The 19150-nt window shown below is 71.4% G+C and carries 17 protein-coding genes; 4 read left to right on the top strand and 13 right to left on the bottom strand.

The window, feature by feature from the left end; all coding sequences use genetic code 11:
- Positions 1-7: 7 nt before the first annotated feature.
- From hydA to QFZ74_RS25555, 5 genes are all read right to left on the bottom strand, one after another.
- Positions 8-1408 (bottom strand): dihydropyrimidinase, encoded by a 1401-nt coding sequence (hydA, locus tag QFZ74_RS25575; RefSeq protein ID WP_307623178.1) that lies wholly within the window; start codon positions 1406-1408, stop codon positions 8-10.
- A gap of 143 nt (positions 1409-1551) precedes the next feature.
- The gene (locus tag QFZ74_RS25570) at positions 1552-2835 is read right to left on the bottom strand and encodes an aspartate aminotransferase family protein (protein ID WP_307623176.1); all 1284 of its coding nucleotides are present in this window, start codon (positions 2833-2835) and stop codon (positions 1552-1554) included.
- A complete protein-coding gene (locus tag QFZ74_RS25565; protein ID WP_307623175.1) occupies positions 2832-3674 on the bottom strand; it encodes a nitrilase-related carbon-nitrogen hydrolase in 843 nt (280 codons plus the stop codon). Before QFZ74_RS25565 ends, QFZ74_RS25570 begins: the two co-directional genes overlap by 4 nt.
- Positions 3675-4033: 359 nt before the next feature.
- Entirely contained in the window at positions 4034-5332 is a 1299-nt protein-coding gene (locus tag QFZ74_RS25560) for a hypothetical protein (RefSeq protein ID WP_307623174.1), read from the bottom strand.
- An 88-nt stretch (positions 5333-5420) separates the two neighbouring features.
- Positions 5421-5672 (bottom strand): helix-turn-helix domain-containing protein, encoded by a 252-nt coding sequence (locus tag QFZ74_RS25555; RefSeq protein WP_307623173.1) that lies wholly within the window; start codon positions 5670-5672, stop codon positions 5421-5423.
- Positions 5673-5704: 32 nt separating this feature from the next.
- On the opposite strand from QFZ74_RS25555, the gene map reads away from it, so the two are divergent.
- Both map and QFZ74_RS25545 read left to right on the top strand, forming a co-directional pair.
- Positions 5705-6481 (top strand): type I methionyl aminopeptidase, encoded by a 777-nt coding sequence (gene map / locus QFZ74_RS25550; protein ID WP_307623172.1) that lies wholly within the window; start codon positions 5705-5707, stop codon positions 6479-6481.
- 172 nt (positions 6482-6653) lie between these two features.
- Entirely contained in the window at positions 6654-9266 is a 2613-nt protein-coding gene (locus QFZ74_RS25545; RefSeq protein ID WP_307623171.1) for an ATP-dependent Clp protease ATP-binding subunit, read from the top strand.
- Between the two features lie 38 nt (positions 9267-9304).
- On the opposite strand, the gene ggt is transcribed toward QFZ74_RS25545, so the two are convergent.
- Positions 9305-11110, bottom strand: coding sequence for a gamma-glutamyltransferase (gene ggt / locus QFZ74_RS25540; RefSeq protein ID WP_307623170.1), 1806 nt, complete (start codon positions 11108-11110; stop codon positions 9305-9307).
- Positions 11111-11252: 142 nt separating this feature from the next.
- On the opposite strand from ggt, the gene QFZ74_RS25535 reads away from it, so the two are divergent.
- Both QFZ74_RS25535 and QFZ74_RS25530 read left to right on the top strand, forming a co-directional pair.
- On the top strand, positions 11253-12002 hold the full coding sequence (locus QFZ74_RS25535; protein WP_307623169.1) for a hypothetical protein: 750 nt from the start codon (positions 11253-11255) through the stop codon (positions 12000-12002).
- Between the two features lie 137 nt (positions 12003-12139).
- Entirely contained in the window at positions 12140-13714 is a 1575-nt protein-coding gene (locus QFZ74_RS25530) for an alpha/beta fold hydrolase (protein ID WP_307623168.1), read from the top strand.
- Between the two features lie 48 nt (positions 13715-13762).
- On the opposite strand, the gene QFZ74_RS25525 is transcribed toward QFZ74_RS25530, so the two are convergent.
- The 7 genes from QFZ74_RS25525 to QFZ74_RS25495 form a co-directional block, all read right to left on the bottom strand.
- A complete protein-coding gene (locus tag QFZ74_RS25525; RefSeq protein WP_307623167.1) occupies positions 13763-14644 on the bottom strand; it encodes an amino acid ABC transporter permease in 882 nt (293 codons plus the stop codon).
- The gene (locus QFZ74_RS25520) at positions 14641-15285 is read right to left on the bottom strand and encodes an amino acid ABC transporter permease (RefSeq protein WP_307623166.1); all 645 of its coding nucleotides are present in this window, start codon (positions 15283-15285) and stop codon (positions 14641-14643) included. Before QFZ74_RS25520 ends, QFZ74_RS25525 begins: the two co-directional genes overlap by 4 nt.
- Before the next feature lie 11 nt (positions 15286-15296).
- Entirely contained in the window at positions 15297-16217 is a 921-nt protein-coding gene (locus tag QFZ74_RS25515; RefSeq protein WP_307623165.1) for a glutamate ABC transporter substrate-binding protein, read from the bottom strand.
- A gap of 17 nt (positions 16218-16234) precedes the next feature.
- Positions 16235-16978 (bottom strand): amino acid ABC transporter ATP-binding protein, encoded by a 744-nt coding sequence (locus QFZ74_RS25510; RefSeq protein ID WP_307623164.1) that lies wholly within the window; start codon positions 16976-16978, stop codon positions 16235-16237.
- Between the two features lie 166 nt (positions 16979-17144).
- Complete coding sequence (locus QFZ74_RS25505) at positions 17145-17564, bottom strand: DUF6278 family protein (RefSeq protein ID WP_307623163.1); 420 nt, start codon at positions 17562-17564, stop codon at positions 17145-17147.
- Between the two features lie 73 nt (positions 17565-17637).
- Entirely contained in the window at positions 17638-18417 is a 780-nt protein-coding gene (locus QFZ74_RS25500; protein WP_307623162.1) for an exodeoxyribonuclease III, read from the bottom strand.
- A 75-nt stretch (positions 18418-18492) separates the two neighbouring features.
- On the bottom strand, positions 18493-19128 hold the full coding sequence (locus tag QFZ74_RS25495; RefSeq protein ID WP_307623161.1) for an MBL fold metallo-hydrolase: 636 nt from the start codon (positions 19126-19128) through the stop codon (positions 18493-18495).
- Positions 19129-19150 lie beyond the last annotated feature (22 nt).

Here is a 19150-nt window from a genome sequence, read left to right as displayed (position 1 = left end):
TCAGGTACTAGTCCAGGTACTGGCAGGTGGAGCGCGGGGTGTAGACGCCGTGTCCGGCGCGTCCGGTGAACTCCCGCTCGGTGATGACCGGTTCGCCGCGCGAGAGCACGGTCTCGACGCGGCCGGTGGTGCGCCTGCCCTCGTACGCCGAGTAGTCGACGTTCATGTGGTGGGTCTCGGCGGACATGATCTGCTCGGCGTGCGGGTCGTAGATGACGACGTCGGCGTCGGCGCCCGGGGCGATGGTGCCCTTCGTCGGGTACAGGCCGAACATACGGGCCGGGGAGGCACAGGCGATCTCGATCCAGCGGCGCCGCGAGATGTGTCCGTCGACGACGGCCTGGTGGAGCAGGTCCATGCGGTTCTCGACGCCCGGCAGCCCGTTGGGGATCTTGGAGAAGTCGCCGCGGCCGAGCTCCTTCTGGCCCACGAAGCAGAAGGGGCAGTGGTCGGTGGAGACGACCTGGAGGTCGTTGGTGCGCAGGCCCCGCCACAGCGCCGCCTGGTGCTCCTTGGGCCGAAGGGGCGTGCTGCACACGTACTTGGCGCCCTCGAAGTCCGGCTCGGCGAGGTTGTCGGTGGACAGGAACAGGTACTGCGGGCAGGTCTCGCCGAAGACGGGGTGTCCCTCGTCGCGCGCGCGGGCCAGCTCCGCGACCGCCTCCGTCGCCGAGACGTGCACGACGTAGAGCGGGGCGCCGGCGACCTGGGCGAGCTTGATGGCGCGGTGGGTGGCCTCGGCCTCCAGCAGGGCCTTGCGGACCTCGCCGTGGTAGCGGGGGTCCCTCTCGCCGCGCGCGAGTGCCTGCTCGACCAGGACGTCGATCGCGATGCCGTTCTCCGCGTGCATCATGATCAGGCCGCCGTTCTCGGCGGAGCGCTGCATGGCGCGCAGGATCTGTCCGTCGTCGGAGTAGAACACCCCCGGGTAGGCCATGAACTGCTTGAAGGAGGTGACTCCTTCCTCCACCAGCAGGTCCATCTCCTTGAGCGTGTCCTCGTTCACGTCGGAGACGATCATGTGGAAGCCGTAGTCGATCGCGCAGTTGCCCTCGGCCTTGGCGTGCCAGGCGTCCAGGCCCTCGCGCAGGGTGTGGCCGACGTTCTGCACGGCGAAGTCGATGATCGTGGTCGTGCCGCCCCAGGCGGCGGCCCGGGTGCCGGTCTCGAAGGTGTCGGAGGCGAAGGTGCCGCCGAACGGCAGCTCCATGTGGGTGTGGGCGTCCACGCCGCCCGGGATGACGTACTTGCCGGTGGCGTCGATGACGCGGTCGGCGGTGAAGGTCTCGGCGGCCGGGGTGCCGGAGGCCGCGAGGGCGGCGATCCGGCCGTCCTCGATCAGGACGTCGGCGTGGATCTCGTCGGACGCGGTGATGACGAGGCCACCGCGGATGACGGTACGGCTCATGCTGTCTCTCCTTGCTACGGGACGACGGTCAGGGCCGGTCAGGGTGCGGTCGGCGCACGGCACGCGTCCGGCGGACCCGAACGCCTTTCGGTGTAGGGGCCTTTGAGGAGCTGCCGGGACGCGTACCGTGCCGTCCGCCTCAGCTACTGCACGCTCCGCAGGGCGCGTTCGAGGATCGCGGCGCCCTCCTCCGCCTCCGCGACGGTCAGGGTCAGGGGCGGTGCGATGCGCAGCACGCTGGTGTTGTGCCCGCCGCCCTTGCCGATGAGCAGCCCGCCCGCGCGGGCCGCCTCCAGCACGGCGGCTGCCGCCTGCGGGTCGGCCTCGTCGGTGCCGGGCTTCACCAGCTCGACGCCGATCATCAACCCGCGCCCGCGCACCTCCCGTACGCCGGGCAGCCGCGCGGCGACCGACCGCAGCCGCTCGATGAGCAGCCCGCCGACGCGCCGGGCGTTGCCCTGGAGGTCGTGCTCCAGCAGGTACGTCAGGTTCGCCAGGCCCGCCGCCATGGTGATCTGGGTGCCGCCGAACGTCGAGATGCTGTTGGCGTCCAGGCAGTTCATGATGTCGGCGCGGGCGACGACACCGCCGACGGACATGCCGTTGCCGATGCCCTTGGCGAAGGTGAGGATGTCCGGCGGACCGCTGCGCCCGTGCGCCTGCCAGCCCCAGAAGTGGTCGCCGGTGCGGCCCCAGCCGGTCTGCACCTCGTCCGAGATCCACAGGATGCCGCGGTCGGCGAGCACCTCGCGGAAGGCCGCGTACAGCCCGTCGGGCGGTGCGGTGAACCCCCCGACGCCCTGGACCGGTTCGGCGATCAGGGCCGCCGGCGGACGGGTCTGGCCGAGCAGGTCCTCGAGGTCGTCCACGCAGGCCTCGATGAAGTCGGCGTCGTCCAGTTCGGCGTACGGTCCGCGGGTGCGTACGCCGCCGTGCACGTACAGCGTCTGGAGCGGGGACAGCGAGGTCGGGGACCAGCCGCGGTTGCCGGTGATGCCGACAGCGCCGAAGGAGCGGCCGTGGTAGCTGTTGCGCATCGCCAGCACGGTGTTGCTCTGCCGGTAGGTGGTCGCGAGCAGCAGGGCGGTGTCGTTGGCCTCGGTGCCGGAGGTGGTGAAGAAGACGCGGGCGTCGGGGATGCCGCTCAACCGGGCGATGCGCTCGGCCAGTTCGACCATGGGCCGGTTGAGGTACAGCGTGGACGTGTGCAGGACGCGCCCGGCCTGCTCGCTGACGGCCTTGGTCACCTCGGGCAGGGCGTGCGCGGTCATCGTGGTGAGGATGCCGCCGAAGAAGTCGAGGTAGCGGTTGCCGCGCGCGTCCCAGACGTGGCGGCCCTCGCCGTGGGTGATCTCCAGCGGGTCCTCGTAGTAGAGCGCGAGCCAGTCCGGCAGCACGCCGCGGTGGCGGTCGTAGAGGTCGTTCACGGCTGCACCAGCCCGTCGTAGGCGTCGGGACGGCGGTCCCGGTAGAAGGCCCACTGCTGGCGCACCTCGTCGATCAGGTCGAAGTCGAGGTCGCGGACGACGAGTTCCTCGGTCTTGTCGCTGGCGGGCTCGCCGACCAGCTGGCCGCGCGGGTCGACGAAGTAGCTGGTGCCGTAGAAGTCGTTGTCGCCGTACTCCTCCTGCCCCACCCGGTTGATGGCGGCGACGAAGTACTCGTTGGCGACGGCGGCCGCGGGCTGCTCCAGCTGCCACAGGTACGCGGACAGGCCGCGTGAGGTGGCCGACGGATTGAAAACCAACTGGGCGCCGTTGATGCCCAGTTGGCGCCAGCCCTCGGGGAAGTGCCGGTCGTAGCAGATGTAGACGCCCACCCGGCCGACCGCGGTGTCGAAGACGGGCCAGCCGGCGTTGCCCGGCTTGAAGTAGTACTTCTCCCAGAAGCCCTTGACCTGCGGGATGTGGTGCTTGCGGTACTTGCCGAGATAGGTGCCGTCGGCGTCGATGACGGCGGCGGTGTTGTAGTAGAAGCCGGACTGCTCGACCTCGAAGACCGGGACGACGATCACCATGCCGGTCTCACGGGCGAGTTCCTGCATCCGGCGCACGGTCGGGCCGTCCGGCACCGGTTCCGCCCAGCGGTAGTGCTCGGGCTCCTGGACCTGGCAGAAATAGGGTGCGTTGAAGACTTCCTGAAACCCGATGATCTTCGCGCCCTGGCGGGCCGCCTCGCGGGCGTACTCCTCGTGTTTCGCCACCATGGACTCGGTGTCGCCGGTCCAGGTGGCCTGGACCAGAGCGGCACGTACGACATTGGCCATGAGCTGCTCCTTCGACGGGACGTCAGAGCGTCTACGCGCGTGTACGCAGACCGTAGAGGGCAAAATCCCCGCCGGGAAGGACGCCGAGCCACTCGATCGAGTGAACCACCCCCTCCACGGGCCCCGCGCCGGGACTCACCCCCGCAAATCGGTCAGGCGGCGAAGCCCGCCCGCAGGGCGTGCACGAGGTCCCAGCGGCGCTCGTCCGAGACTCCCTGCGCGGCTTCCAGCAGCAGGGGGACGAGGCACGCGGGGTCCGGGACCGCATAGGCGCCGTCGAGCGCGGGCGTGCGCTGGGAGGTGTCCGTGCCCGCCGCGCTGCGGGCCGGAACCTCGGGCGTACGGCCCGGGCGTACGCGTCAGACAGCGAAGCCCGCCACCCGCAGGGCGTGCACGAGGTCCCAGCGGCGCTCGTCCGAGACTCCCTGCGCGGCTTCCAGCAGCAGGGGGACGAGGCACGCGGGGTCGGGGGCCGCGCTGCTGGCCGCGTCCTCGGGGGTGCGGACCCGGACGTACGCGTCCAGCAGGACCCGCACCTCGCGCCGGCGCCCCTCGGCCTCCAGCCCGAGCACGGCCTCACCGATCTCGGCGGCGGGCCGCGCCACCCCGTGCCGCAGGATCTGCTGACCGTCGTCTGTGCGCCCGGCCTCGACCAGCGCGTCCGCCGCGGCCACCAGGCCGTCGACGGGCAGCGAGGCGGTCTCCCACAGCAGCGTCGACCAGTCGGCGCCGAGCGCGGCCCGCTCCAGCTCGGCGGCGAGCAGCGGAAGCCGCCCGGCGGGCCAGTGGGCGGCCTCGGCGAGCAGCGCGTGCGCCTCACCGCTGCGCCCCTCGCCCCGCAGCCGCAGCAGCGTCGCGACGGCGCCGGCCACCACGAGCTGCGCCTCGGCGTCCGGCCGCGACGCCGGCGCCGGCTCTCCCCCGTCGCCCGCACCGGCGTACCGGACCCCGCGCGAGGCACTCCCGTCGGCCGGCCCCTGCGGTGCGGACTTCAGGGGTACGTCCCCGGACCCGGCCGCGGTGTCGTCCTCGGCCAGTCCCCCGAACCGGGCACTCCCCCGGCGGCGCTTGCGCTGCTTGGCCGGCGAAGTGGCCTCGGATGCCGGGGGCACGGAGGCTCGCGCGTCACCCCCGGAGGACCCGGCCGCTCGCCGCTCCAAGTCGGCGATGCGCTCGCGCAGTTCGAGGCACCGGGCGGTCGCCCGCTGGTGGTCGTCGCGGGCCCAGGACAGGTCGAGATGGAGGGTGCGGGCCTGCTCCGAGGTGGCGGCCGAGGTGAGCGCCCGGCCCAGTTCCGACTGGCGCTCGGCGGCGTAGCGCTGCTCGCGCAGCATCGCGTCGAGGTGCTCACCGAGGGCGGCCCGGGCGCCGGGCTGGGCGTCGTACGCGGCCAGCGCGGCCGCGTGCAGGAGCCGGGCGCGCTCACGCTCCGCTCCGGCGGTGTCGGGGCCGTACAGCGCGGCGAGGTCCTGAAGGAGCGCGTCCATCACGTCCCAGGGCGGGACCTCCCGCCCGTCGAGACAGGCCTGCATGCCGTCCGGGTCGCGCTGCCAGAACACCGCGCACCAGCCGCCGCCCCGCGGGTCCAGGCGCGCCAGGAGCCCGTCCAGGTAGTTCGCGAACTCCCGCATCCGGGGCGGAAGCTGGTCCAGAGACATCACTCGACTCCCGTCGGGCCGGAGCACCCGACCGTAACAAACACCACCTGTGTCACGGGGTGGCTACGGGGAGTTTGCGACGTACGCCTCAGACCTCCACGAGCGCACAGCGCTCGGCCAGTTCGTCCATCGAGAGCCCCAGGGCCCGGCCGAGCGCGACGACGGTGAAGAAGGCCGGGGTCGGCGCCCGGCCGGTCTCGATCTTGCGGAGCGTCTCGGCGGAGACGCCCGCCTCGGCCGCCACGTCCGCCATGCTGCGGCTGCCGCGCGCCTCGCGCAGCAGCCGGCCGAGGCGTTCGCCGCGCTCGTGCTCTTCGGGGGTGAGGGGGGTGCGCACCATGCCCCCATTCTAATACCGGTATAGTAATTGGCATGGTAGAGCTGAAGACGGACGCGTCGATCGACGCGATGGAGGCGGCGGGCCAGGTCGTCGGACGGGCCCTGACGGCCGTACGCAAGGCCGCGGACGTCGGTGTGACCCTGCTGGAACTGGACGAGGTGGCGCGTGGGGTGCTCCGCGAGGCGGGGGCGTCCTCTCCCTTCCTCGGCTACCGCCCCTCCTTCGCGCCGACACCCTTCCCGGCCGTCATCTGCGCCTCCGTCAACGACGCGATCGTGCACGGCATCCCGACCGACTACCGCCTGCGCGACGGCGACCTGCTCTCCGTCGACTGCGGCGCCACGCTCGACGGCTGGGCCGGCGACTCGGCGATCAGCTTCGTCGTGGGCAGGCCGCGCCCGGCGGACGTGACGCTGATCGAGACCGCCGAGCGGGCGCTGGCGGCGGGGATCGAGGCGGCGGTGGTCGGCAACCGCGTCGGCGACATCGCCCACGCCGTCGGCTCGGTGTGCCGCAGGGCCGGTTACGGCATCCCCGCCGGCTTCGGCGGGCACGGGGTGGGCCGCCGGATGCACGAGGACCCCGAGGTCCCGAACGAGGGCCGCCGGGGCCGCGGCCTTCCCCTGCGCCACGGCATGGTCCTGGCCATCGAACCCATGCTGATCGCCGGCGGCAAGGACGGCTACCACGAGGCCCCCGACGGCTGGACCCTCCGCACCAACGACGCCTCCCGAGCGGCCCACGTGGAACACACCGTGGCCATCACCAACTCCGGCCCCCGGATCCTCACGGCACGCCGGCCCACCTAAAGGGGCACGGGGAACTGCGCGCCCAACCCGACACACCCCGCAGCCGCCGTACGACAACAGGCCCCCACCCCGTAGGCCCCAAAATGCCCCCCGCCCCCAAACATGCCAAGGTGTGAAAAAGGTGCTGACACCAGCGTGAGCGACAACGCACGGGCCAACGGAACGGAACGCCATGACCAGCGGCTTCACGGGGCCGGGGCCGGAAGGCTACGGCCAGGACCCCTTCGGTGAGTTTCTCGCCCGCTACTTCGGCGGAGCCGGCCCGCACCCTGGCCACCGCCCGATCGACATCGGCCGCCTGCTGAGCAACCCGGCCAAGGAACTCGTGCGCGGCGCCGCCCAGTACGCCGCCGAGCACGGCAGCCGGGACCTGGACACGCAGCACCTCCTGCGCGCGGCCCTCGCGGCCGAGCCCACCCGCGGGCTCCTCAGCCGCGCGGGCGCGAACCCGGACAACCTCGCCACCGAGATCGACCAGCGCTCCGGTCCGGTCCGGTTCCCGCCGGGCGAGGTGCCCCCGCCGACCTCGCTGAACCTCACCCCGGCCGTCAAGCGCGCGCTGCTCGACGCGCACGAGATGGCCCGGACGAGCGGTGCCGGGTACATCGGTCCCGAGCACGTGCTCAGCGCGCTGGCCGCGAACCCGGACTCGGCCGCCGGACACATCCTGGGCGCGGTCCGGTTCGCGGCCCGCAACCTGCCGCCCGAGTCCCGCGAGGGCGACCGGTCCCGTACGTCCGTGGGCGTCGAGCGCAAGCAGCAGTCACCGACGCCGACCCTGGACAAGTACAGCCGCGATCTGACCGAGCTGGCCCAGCAGGGGCGGATCGACCCCGTCATCGGACGGGACTCGGAGATCGAGCAGACCATCGAGGTGCTCTCCCGGCGCGGCAAGAACAACCCCGTGCTCATCGGCGAGGCGGGCGTGGGCAAGACCGCGATCGTCGAGGGGCTGGCCCAGCAGATCGCCGACGGGGACGTGCCGGACATCCTCATCGGCGGCAGGGTCGTCGCCCTGGACCTGACGAGTGTGGTCGCGGGCACCCGCTTCCGGGGCGACTTCGAGGAGCGCCTGAACAACATCATGACCGAGATCCGGTCGTACCCGGGTCAGCTGATCGTCTTCATCGACGAGCTGCACACGGTCGTCGGCGCGGGAGGCGGCGGCGAGGGCGGCTCGATGGACGCGGGCAACATCCTCAAGCCCGCCCTGGCCCGCGGCGAGCTGCACATCGTGGGCGCGACGACGCTGGAGGAGTACCGCCGGATCGAGAAGGACGCGGCGCTGGCCCGCCGCTTCCAGCCGATCACGGTGCCCGAGCCGACGGCCGAGGACGCGATCGGAATCCTGCGCGGGCTGCGCGACCGCTACGAGGCCCACCACCAGGTCCGCTACACCGACGAGGCCCTGGTCGCCGCCGTCGAGCTGTCGGACCGCTATCTGCCCGACCGCCGGCTGCCGGACAAGGCGATCGACCTGATCGACCAGGCGGGCGCGCGGGTGCGGCTGGGCGCCCGGACGAAGGGCACGGACGTCCGCGCCATGGAGCGCGAGCTGGAGCAGCTGACCCGGGACAAGGACCAGGCGGTCGCGGACGAGCAGTACGAGCAGGCCACGCAGCTGCGCGACCGCGTCACCGAGCTGAAGCGGCGCATCGAGGAGGAGACGAGCGGCACCGAGGCGGCCGACGAGGGGCAGAACCTTGAGGTGACGGCCGAGGCCATCGCCGAGGTGGTGTCCCGGCTGACCGGCATCCCCGTCAGCAGCCTCACCCAGGAGGAGAAGGAGCGGCTGCTGGGCCTGGAGGACCACCTGCACCAGCGGGTCGTCGGCCAGGAGGAGGCGGTCGAGGTGGTCGCGGAGGCGGTGCTGCGTTCGCGGGCCGGGCTCTCCAGTCCCGACCGGCCGATCGGCAGCTTCATGTTCCTCGGCCCGACCGGCGTCGGGAAGACCGAGCTGGCCCGCGCGCTCGCCGAGGCGCTGTTCGGCAGCGAGGACCGGATGGTCCGCCTCGACATGAGCGAGTACCAGGAGCGGCACACCGTCTCCCGGCTGGTCGGCGCCCCGCCCGGATACGTCGGCCACGAGGAGGCCGGCCAGCTCACCGAGGTGGTGCGGCGCAACCCCTACTCGCTGCTGCTCCTCGACGAGGTGGAGAAGGCGCACCCGGACGTCTTCAACATCCTGCTCCAGGTCCTCGACGACGGTCGGCTGACCGACTCGCAGGGCCGCACGGTGGACTTCAGCAACACGGTCATCGTGATGACCAGCAACCTCGGCTCCGAGGCCATCGCCCGCAGCGGTTCCGGGATCGGGTTCGGGCCCGGTGGCGCGGAGGCGGACGAGGAGGCGCGGCGTGAGCGCATCCTGCGGCCGCTGCGCGAGCACTTCCGGCCCGAGTTCCTCAACCGCATCGACGAGACGGTCGTCTTCCGCCGGCTCACTCCCGAGCAGCTGCGGCGGATCACCGACCTGCTGCTGAACGCGACCCGCCAGCTCATGCGCGCCCAGGGTGTCACGGTCGACTTCACGGACGCGGCCGTCGGCTGGCTCGCCGAGCGCGGGCACCAGCCCGAGTACGGTGCCCGGCCGCTGCGCCGCACGATCCAGCGCGAGGTCGACAACCGGCTGTCGCGGCTGCTGATCGACGGCCGGGTCGCGGAGGGCGGCACGGTGACGGTGGACGAGGCGGATGGGCACCTCGTGTTCCGGACGCCGGACGAGGCGGACGGGCAGCGCGCCCAGGCCGCATCGGGCCGGGCGAGCGCGCCACCCGCCTCCTGAACCGACGAACCGACGAATCGACGGGCGCCGGTGGTCCGTTACGGCGCCGGGTGCACGACCTGCGCCGAGCCGCCGCCCCGTCGTACCTTCTCGGCGGCCGCCAGCCATCTGCCGTCCGGCAGCCGCTGCACGCCGGTCGCCGCGCCGATCTCGGGGTTGAGCGAGAAGGAGTGCCCGAGGGACTCCAGCGCGGCTCTCGTGTCGCTGTCGTACAGCCCGGGTTCGAGTTCGGTCCGGGCGGCGTTGCGCTGGCTGGCGCGGGGCGCCGCGATCGCGTCGACCAGGGGCAGGTGCCGGTCGAGGAACCCGGTGAGGGTCTGCAGCACGGTGGTGATGATGGTCGCGCCGCCGGGCGAACCGACGGCCACGACGGGCCGGTTGTGCCGGTCGAGCACGATCGTGGGTGAGATCGACGAGCGCGGCCGCTTGCCGGGGCCGGGCAGGTTCGGGTCGTGGACGGCCGGGTTGGCCGGGGCGAAGGAGAAGTCCGTCAGCTCGTTGTTGAGCAGGAAGCCGCGGCCGGGGACCGTGATTCCGCTGCCTCCGGTCTGCTCGATGGTGAGCGTGTAGGAGACGACGTTGCCCCACTTGTCGGCGACCGTGAGGTGCGTGGTGTTCTCGCCCTCGTACGTCGTCGGCGCCGCCGTGCCCCCGGTGGAGCAGGCCGCCGGACGGCGCGGGTCGCCCGGCGCCAGCGGGCTGGTGAGCACCGCGTCGTCCTTGACGAGGCAGGCGCGCGAGTCGGCGTACTTCTGGGACAGCAGCTGCCGCGTCGGTACGTCCTCGAAGGCGGGGTCGCCGACCCAGCGCCCGCGGTCGGCGAACGCGATGCGGCTCGCCTCGATGAAGTGGTGCAGGTACTGCGCCTGGCTCGCCTTCGAAAGGTCGGTGTGTCCAAGGATGTTGAGCGCCTCGCCGACCGTCGTGCCGCCCGAGGAGGAGGGCGCGATCGAGTAGACGTTCAGGCCGCGGTACGACGTCTTCGTGGGCGCCTGGAGCCGGGCGCGGTAGGCCGCGAGGTCCCGCTCGGACAGCTTGCCGGGGCGGGCGTTCCAGCCCGAGAACGGGTCGACCGGCGGCTTGTTGACCGTGGCGACGACCTCCTTGCCGAGGTCGCCCCGGTAGACGAGACCGACACCCTTCCTGCCCAACTCGGCGTACGTGCGGGCCAGGTCGGGGTTCTTGAAGGTGGAGCCGACGACGGGGAGCTGCCCGTTCGGCAGGAACAGCTTCGCGGTGTCGGGGAAGTTGCGGAAGCGGGCCTCGTTCGAGGCGGTCTGCGCGCGGAAGGTGTCGTCGACGGTGAAGCCGTCGCGGGCGAGCCGCTCGGCGGGCGCGAGGACCGTGCCCAGCCCGGCGCTCCCCCACTGGTCCAGTGCCGTCTGCCAGGTGGCGGGCGTGCCCGGCGTGCCCACGCCCAGTCCGCTGGTGACGGCGTCGGCGAAGCGGATCGGCTTGCCGTTCTCCAGGAACAGACCGGAGTCGGCGGTGAGCGGGGCCGTCTCGCGCCCGTCGATGGTGTGCACGCTGCGGGTGCGGGCGTCGTAGTAGACGAAGTAGCCGCCCCCTCCGATGCCGGAGGAGTACGGCTCCGTGACGCCGAGCGCGGCGGCCGTGGCGACGGCGGCGTCCACCGCGTTGCCGCCCTCGCGCAGCACCTCGATGCCGGCGGCGGAGGCGTCCACGTCGACGCTGGCGACGGCGCCGCCGTATCCGACGGCGACCGGGACCTTCGCCGGCGCGTTCTCCGCCGGTGCGGCCTCGGGCGGGGCCGCCGCCCCCACCGACACCAGCGCGGCCGTGACCGCCAGGACCGCCAGATTCCGCGACGCGGGGCGTCTCATGCGCACCTCCAGTGCAGGACCGTCCGCGCAGCGTAACCACATTGCCGGGGCCACGACAGACCGCGTCCGGCCCGGTCCTCCCTCCACCGTAAGTCGAACACCGGTGCGTACGCTCGCCGTTGGCCCACTAGCATGCGCGCACATGAATGACGACGTGCGCAACATCGTCCTGGGCGTCATAGCGGCCGGCATCAGTGCCTCGCTGGGCTGGCTCGCCCGCACCTACCTGTGGCGGCGCAGGCTCCGCCGCAAGCAGGCATTCTTCGGACTGCCGGAGAACTCGGAGTCGCTGCTCGTCGTCAACCGCGACCCGGCCACCTCGGAGCCGGCGGTGCACCGCTTCGACGTGTTCGCGCTGCTGGAACTGTCCGCGCTCATCAAGGAGTGCGGTGCGCATCTGCGGATGGTCACACAGGACATGGCCCAGCAGGGCTTCGGCGAGCGCACCGAGTTCTGCGTCGGCGGGCCCGCCTCCAACCGGCGGATGAAGGCCCACATGACCGCGATGCTCCCCGGAGTACACGTGAACGCCGACTCCGAACCGGGGCCGGACCGGGCCGCCTTCCGGATCGGCGCCGAGCACTACCGCATGGACCCGGGTGTCACGGAGTACGTCCTGCTGGCCCGGCTCACGGCCGGCGGGCAGAGCCGTCCGGTGTTCCTGTTCTGCGGGCAGCGCGCGATCACCAACCAGGCCGCGACCCGCTATCTCGCCCGCAACCACGAGCGGTTGGCCCGCAAGCACGGGGGCGGCTCCTTCGTCCTGCTGCTGAAGGTGGTCAACTCGCAGGCGTACGGGCCGGATGTCGTCGAACTCGTGGCGGATGTGACGCGGGCCGCCCAGGCACCCCTGCCCGCCGAGGACAAGCCCCCCACCTCACACCGACCGTAGGTTCCGTACGCCTCAACAATCTTTACCCGTACGTAACTTACCGACGGGTTACTTGAGATATGGAGCACCGGCTACCGTCGTTCGCCTCGCGCCGGGACGCATGAGGAGTGGGCCCGGGACGATGGAGGAGTGGGCCCGTGGGACACGGTCGCGGCACCTTGCGCACGTCCGCCGTCGGAGCGGTGTCGGCGGTCCTGCTCGCCGCAGCGGCCCTCGGCGCGGCCCCGGCCGCCCGGGCCGACAGCGGCTCCCCGTCCGTACGCTTCGTCGACATCACCGGTGACGGCGGCACGGTCCTCAAGGCCAACGTCGTCACTCCCGCGGGTGCGAGCGCCTCCGGCGCGTACCCCCTGATCGTGCTGCCCACGAGCTGGGGGCTGCCGCAGGCCGAGTACCTCGTCCAGGCCAAGCGGCTCGCCCGGTCCGGTTACGTCGTGCTGACGTACAACGTCCGGGGGTTCTGGCAGTCCGGCGGCGAGATCGAGGTGGCGGGCCCGCCGGACGTGGCCGACGCCTCCAAGGTGATCAACTGGGCGCTCGCTCACACCCCCGCCGATCCTCAGCGCATCGGCATCGGGGGTGTCTCCTACGGCGCCGGGATCAGCCTTCTCGCGGCCGCGCACGACCGGCGGATCAAGGCGGTCGCCTCGCTCAGCGGCTGGGCGGATCTGACCGGCTCCATCTACTCGGGCCGTACGCAGCACGTCCAGGCGGCGGCCCTGCTCGACGGCGCCGGACGGGTCACCGGCCGCGAGAGCGCCGAAGTCCGGCGCGTCTTCCACGACTTCTACGCCTCCGACCTGTCCAAGGAGCAGGAGCTCCTGGACTGGGGGCGCAAGCGCTCCGTCGCGGCCTCGGTCGACCGGCTCAACCGGAACGGCGCCGCGGTGCTGCTCGCCAACGCCTGGGGCGACAGCGTCTTCCCGGTCAACCAGTACGCCGACTTCTACGAGAAGCTGACCGGCCCCAAGCGACTGGAGCTGCGCCCCGGCGACCACGCGACCGCCGAGATCCCGGGCCTGTTCGGCGTGCCCAACGACGTGTGGACGGACACGGGCCGCTGGTTCGACCACTACCTCAAGGGCGCCGACAACGGCATCGACCGCGAGCAGCCGGTGCAGCTCAAGGCCCGTACGTCGGGCGGCTACGAGGGCTATCCGGACTGGAAGTCGGCCGCGGCGACCCGGCGGAAGATCTCCCTCGCGGGCTCCGCCACCATCCACGCGAACGTCGACTCGGGCGCGGACGGCGGCGTCGTCCTGCTGTCCGGCCTCCTCGACCAGGTGGCCAAGCTGCCGCCGATGGCCTCCATCCCGCTGCTGCCGCGGTGGTGGGCCGCGGTGTGGCAGTCGGAGAAGTACGACGCCGTCCAGCAGGTGCGCGGCACCGCGCGGCTGCACACGACGCTCACCCCGGCCAAGGAGAGCGGTACCCTCGTCGCGTACCTGTACGACGTGGGCCCGCTCGGCCTCGGCAAGCTGGTCACGCACGCGCCGTACACCTGGCACGGCCGGACGCCCGGTCAGCCGTTCGCCGTCGACCTGGAGCTGTTCTCCACGGCCTACGACGTGCCGGCCGGCCACCGGCTCGCCCTGGTCGTCGACACGGTGGACCCGCTCTACGTCGAGCACAACCCGCCCGGCGCGCAGCTGACCTTCTCCTCGCCGGCGAACGACCCGTCGTACGTGTCCGTTCCCCTGCGCGAGCAGTGATCTCCGGCTGCCGCCGGCCGGGCCTGGCCCTGTGAGCTGCCGGGGCCCCTACGCGTTGGGGCCCGTGGGGGGTACCCCACCCGGCAGCAGTGTCCCTCCTGGTTCGGCCGGGGCGACTTCCGCGGCCTTCGTCTTGGGACTGCGCTGCTCCCACCGGGACACCCAGCCGGCGAACCAGGAGAGCAGCATGCACATCCCGATGTAGATCGGTGAGATCACCATGACTACGGGGATGAAGGGCAAATCGTAGTCGAGGTTGGAGGCGATGAGTTTCCCGGCGTGGAGAAACTCCTCGTAGGTGATGAGGTAGCCGAGCGAGGTGTCCTTCAGCGCGACCACCAACTGGCTGATGATGGCGGGCAGCATGGCCCGGAGGGCCTGCGGGACGAGGACATGCGTCATGACCTGCGTCTTGCGCATCCCGAGCGCGTAGGCGGCCTCCTTCTGGCCGCGGGAGACGGCGTTGATGCCGGAGCGGAACACCTCGGCGAGCACGGAGCCGTTGTAGAGGGTGAGTCCGGCCACCAGCGCGGGCAGCGGCTGCACCTTGAGCGCCACGAAGATGAAGAAGATCATCACCAGGACGGGCATCGCGCGGAAGAACTCGACGAGGAGCGTGGCCAGCCAGCGCACCACCCGGTGCTCCGAGAGCCGGCCGACGGCCAGCGCGCCGCCGAGGGCGAGGGAGAGGACGGCCGCGATCCCGAAGGCCTTGAGGGTGTTGCCGAGGCCTCGCAGCAGCAGTTCCTGGATGCCCTCGTACGTGAAGGGCGTCCACTTGGTGGCGGTGAACTGGTCGGTGGCGAAGAGGAGATAGAGGATCCAGGCGAGGATGCCCAGGATGGCGGCCGTGGCCAGGACCCCGTACAGGGCGTGCCGGTGCCGGGTTTTCGGCCCCGGGATGTCGTAGAGCGCGGTGACGTCGGTCATCGGGCGATCCCCCACTTCCTCTCCAGCAGGTTGAACAGGGCACTGATGGCGAGGGTGATGACGAGGTAGCCGACGGCGATCCAGACGAACGTCCAGATGATGTTGTAGCCGAGCTCACTGAGCACCTTGTACGTGCCGAGCAGTTCGGTGACGCTGAACGCGCCCGCGATGGCCGAGTTCTTGGCGAGCGCGATGAGGGTCGAGCCGACCGGCGGGATGACGGAGCGGAAGGCCTGCGGCAGCACGACCAGGGCGAGCACCTGGGAGAAGTTCATGCCGAGGCTCCGGGCCGCCTCGCCCTGGCCCTTGGGCACGGTGTTGATGCCGGAGCGGAGCACCTCGCAGATGAACGCCGAGGTGTAGCAGCCGAGGGCGAGCACCGCGAACACCTCGAAGGGCAGCACGATGCCGAACCGTGGCAGGCCCAGCAGCACGGCGAAGAACAGCAGCGTGAGCGGGGTGTTGCGCAGGACGGCGACCCAGACCGTGCCGAACGCGCGCAGGGAGGCGACGGGCGCGACCCGGAAGGACGCCATGACGAAGCCGAGGACGAGCGCCAGCAGTGAGGCGTAGACGGTGAGTTCGAGCGTGCCGAGGAAACCCCGGAGGTAGAGGGGGAAGTTGTCGATCAGTACGTTCATGCCGTCCTCGCTCAGCTCGCCGGGTAGCGGTCGATGGCGGGCGGTTTCGGCGCGGGCACACCGGACAGGCCGAGCGTCGCGTCGTAGGCCCGCTTCCAGTCGCCGTTCTTCTCGCCTGCCTCCAGCGCGTCGTCGAGCGCCAGGCGCAGGGCGTTGTCGCCCCGCGGGACGCCGATGCCGTACGGCTCCTCGGAGAAGGGCTTGCCGACCACCTTCAGCTCTTCGGGGACCTTGGCCGCGTAGCCGATGAGGATCGCGTCGTCGGTGGTGACGGCGTCCACCTGGTAGGTGAGCAGGTTGTCGACGCACACCGAGTAGGTGTCGTAGGCGACCAGGACCGCCTTGGGGAAGTCGGCCTTGATGCGCTGGTACGGTGTCGAACCGGCCGCCGAGCAGACGCGTTTGCCGGCGAGGTCCTCGGGCCCGTGGATGTCGTCCTCGTCCTTGCGCACGAGCAGCGACTGGCCGGCCAGGTAGTACGGGCCGGCGAAGCCGACGAGCCTCTTGCGCTTGTCGTTGATGGTGTAGGTGCCGACGTAGAAGTCGATCTGGCCGTTCTGCAGGGCGGTTTCGCGGTTGGCGGAGGCGATGGTCCTGAAGCGGATGGTCTTCGGCTCGAACCCGAGCGAGGCGGCCATCATCCTGGCGATCTCGATGTCGAAGCCGGAGTAGGTGCCGGTCGCCGGGTCCCGCTCGCCGAGGTACGGCTGGTCCTCCTTGACCCCGACGCGCAGGTAGCCGCGCTTCTTGGCCCGCGTCCAGATCCTGGACTCGGGCAGCTGGAAGCCCCGGTCCACCTGGTAGTGCGGAAGCTTGTTCTCCGCGGGGCCCTTGACGGGCGGACTGCCCTCCTTGCCGCAGGCGACGGCCAGCAGCGCCAGCAGGGCGGCCAGAACGGCCCGGACGAGGGGCACACGTGTGGTACGGAACATGGGTCGCGCTCCCCCGCTCAGTGCTTGAGGATCTTAGAGAGGAAGTCCCTGGCGCGCTCGCTGCGCGGGTTGGTGAAGAACTCCTCCGGGGTGCGGTCCTCGACGATGCGGCCCGCGTCCATGAAGACGACACGGTTGGCGGAGGCGCGCGCGAAGCCCATCTCGTGGGTGACGACGACCATGGTCATGCCCTCGCGGGCGAGCTGGCGCATCACCTCCAGGACCTCGTTGATCATCTCCGGGTCGAGGGCCGAGGTCGGCTCGTCGAACAGCAGGGCCTTGGGCTCCATGGCGAGGGCGCGGGCGATGGCCACGCGCTGCTGCTGGCCGCCGGAGAGCTGCGCCGGGTACTTGTCGGCTTGCGTCAGCAGGCCGACGCGCTCGAGGAGTTCACGCGAGCGCCGGTCGGCCTCAGCCTTCGTGCGCCCGCGCACCTTGACCTGGGCCAGGGACACGTTCTCCAGGACGGTCTTGTGGGCGAAGAGGTTGAAGGACTGGAAGACCATGCCGACCTCGGCGCGGAGCCTCGCGAGGGACTTGCCCTCCTCGGGCAACGGCTGCCCCTCGAGCCTGATCGTGCCGGACTCGATGGTCTCCAGCCGGTTGATCGCCCTGCACAGCGTCGACTTGCCGGACCCCGACGGTCCGACGACCACGACCACCTCCCCCTTGCCCACGGTGAGATCGATGTCCTGAAGGACATGCAGGTCCCCGTAGTACTTGTTGACGTCCCGCAGTTCGATCAGAGGATCGACGGCCATTCGCAGCCCTACTCACTCTCAGCTGTGTCGTGGTTGCCGCAACTGCCGCAAACTATCCAGACAAGAGTGGAGTTAATACCCGACACGCACTTTCCGGGCATTAGCCGTATTTAAGCCGCGGGGAGGCTTTTTTTCCGAGCGGAGAGACGTTTCACCGAACGAGTCCTCAGGTCTCGGCGACCTCCGCGTACAGCTGCGAGAGCTCTGGCGCGCCGCTGGCGGCCCATTCCTGGCCGAACGCGACGACGTCCACCTCGCGCCCGGAGGCGAGCCGTACGACGGGCCGGCCGCCGGGCCAGACCTCCCAGACGGCGCCGGGGACGGTGCGCACGATGACCGTGCCCAGATACAGTCCGGCGTCGTTGCCGAGCCACTGCAGCGACTCCTCGTCGTCGCGCCAGCGCGGCAGCAGCTGGTCGAGGGCCTCCAGCGAGGCCGCGGAGTCGTCGAGCGGGACTCCGGCCATCTCCGCCTGGGAGCGGAGCAGCTCGCACTCGGACAGCAGAGCGGCGACACCCTCGGGGTCGGCGGACAGCGCCGCCTCACCCCTCTTCTTGCGCCGATTGCCCAGGAAGGGGATGTTCATACGCCCAGCGTGTCACCGGAACGGCCGTCGGCACCACAGGGCGGACACGGGTGTCGCGCGCGGGCGCGGCTTCTCAGACCTCCAGGTCGACCACGACCGGGGCGTGGTCCGAGGCGCCCTTGCCCTTGCGCTCCTCGCGGTCGACGTAGGCGTCCTGGACGGCCTTGGCGAACGGTCCGTTGCCGTACACCAGGTCGATGCGCATGCCGCGGTTCTTGGGGAAGCAGAGCTGGCGGTAGTCCCAGTACGTAAACGGCTGGTCGTACTTGAGCGGGCGCGGGACGACGTCGGACAGGCCCGCCTCGCGCAGGGAGGCCAGCGCGGCGCGCTCGGCGGGGGTGACATGAGTGGCGCCCTCGAAGGCGGCCACGTCGTAGACGTCGTCGTCGCTCGGCGCCACGTTGTAGTCGCCGAGGACGGCGAAGGGGCGGTCGCCCGCCGCGTCGCCCGCGACGGCCGCCTTCAGGGCCTCGAACCACTGGAGCTTGTACGCGTAGTGCGGGTGGCCGACCTCGCGGCCGTTGGGCACGTACACCGACCAGACGCGGACCGGGCCGCAGGTCGCGGAGATCGCGCGAGGCTCCTGGACGCCGTCGTAACCGGGGTCGCCGGGCAGGCCCTTGACGACGTCCTCCACGCCGACGCGGGAGAGCACCGCCACGCCGTTCCACCGGCCGGTCGCGTGCACCGCCGCCTCGTAACCCAGCTCGCGCAGCTGGTCGACCGGGAACTGGGCCTCGGCGACCTTGGCCTCCTGGAGGCACAGGACGTCGGGGCCCGCGCTCTCCAGCCAGGCCAGCAGCCTCGGAAGGCGGGCGGTGATCGAGTTCACGTTCCAGGTCGCGATGCGCATGACTCACAACCTACCGGGCGGCACTGACAACGCCCTCCCGCCCTGTCCCGGCCCCGGTCCCGCCCCCGTTCGCGCTCACACGTCGGCGGACGAACCCGGCGTCAGCCGCAGGTGCTCCGCGCCGCCCAGGGCGCCGATCTGGTGGTCGTAGATCGGGCGGGCGAGGTCGGCGAGGAGGGCGTCGTGGATGTCGTAGGCACGCTGCGGGCGGACCTCGCGGACGTAGTCGATCACCTCGGAGATCTTGCTCCAGGGCGCCATCACCGGGAGCATCAGCGTCTCGACCGGGTGGTCGGGGACGGTGAGGGCGTCGCCGGGGTGGAAGACGCGCCCGCCGTCGATCAGGTAGCCGACGTTGGTGATGCGCGGGATGTCCGGGTGGATCACGGCGTGCAGCTCGCCGTGGACCTGGACGTCGAAGCCGGCGGCGGTGAAGGTGTCGCCGTGGCCGACGGTGTGGACGCGGCCCGGGAAGGCGACCGCGATCCGCTCCGCGACCGCGCGCAGCGTCCAGATCTCCGCGGCCGGGTTGGCGTCCATGGCGGCGCGCAGCCGCCCCTCGTCGAAATGGTCCGCGTGCTCGTGCGTGATCAGGATCGCGTCCGCGCCGACGGCCGCGTCCTCCTCGCAGAAGCCGCCCGGGTCGAGGACGAGCACGCGCCCGTCCTTCTCGAGGCGGACGCAGGCGTGGGACTTCTTCGTGAGCTTCATGGCGCCCATCCTGCCCTCCGGC

It is taken from the genome of Streptomyces sp. V3I7 (assembly GCF_030817495.1).
Classification (GTDB): domain Bacteria; phylum Actinomycetota; class Actinomycetes; order Streptomycetales; family Streptomycetaceae; genus Streptomyces.
Note: the sequence above shows the minus strand (reverse complement) of the source record. Positions and strands in the feature narration are given on the sequence as shown.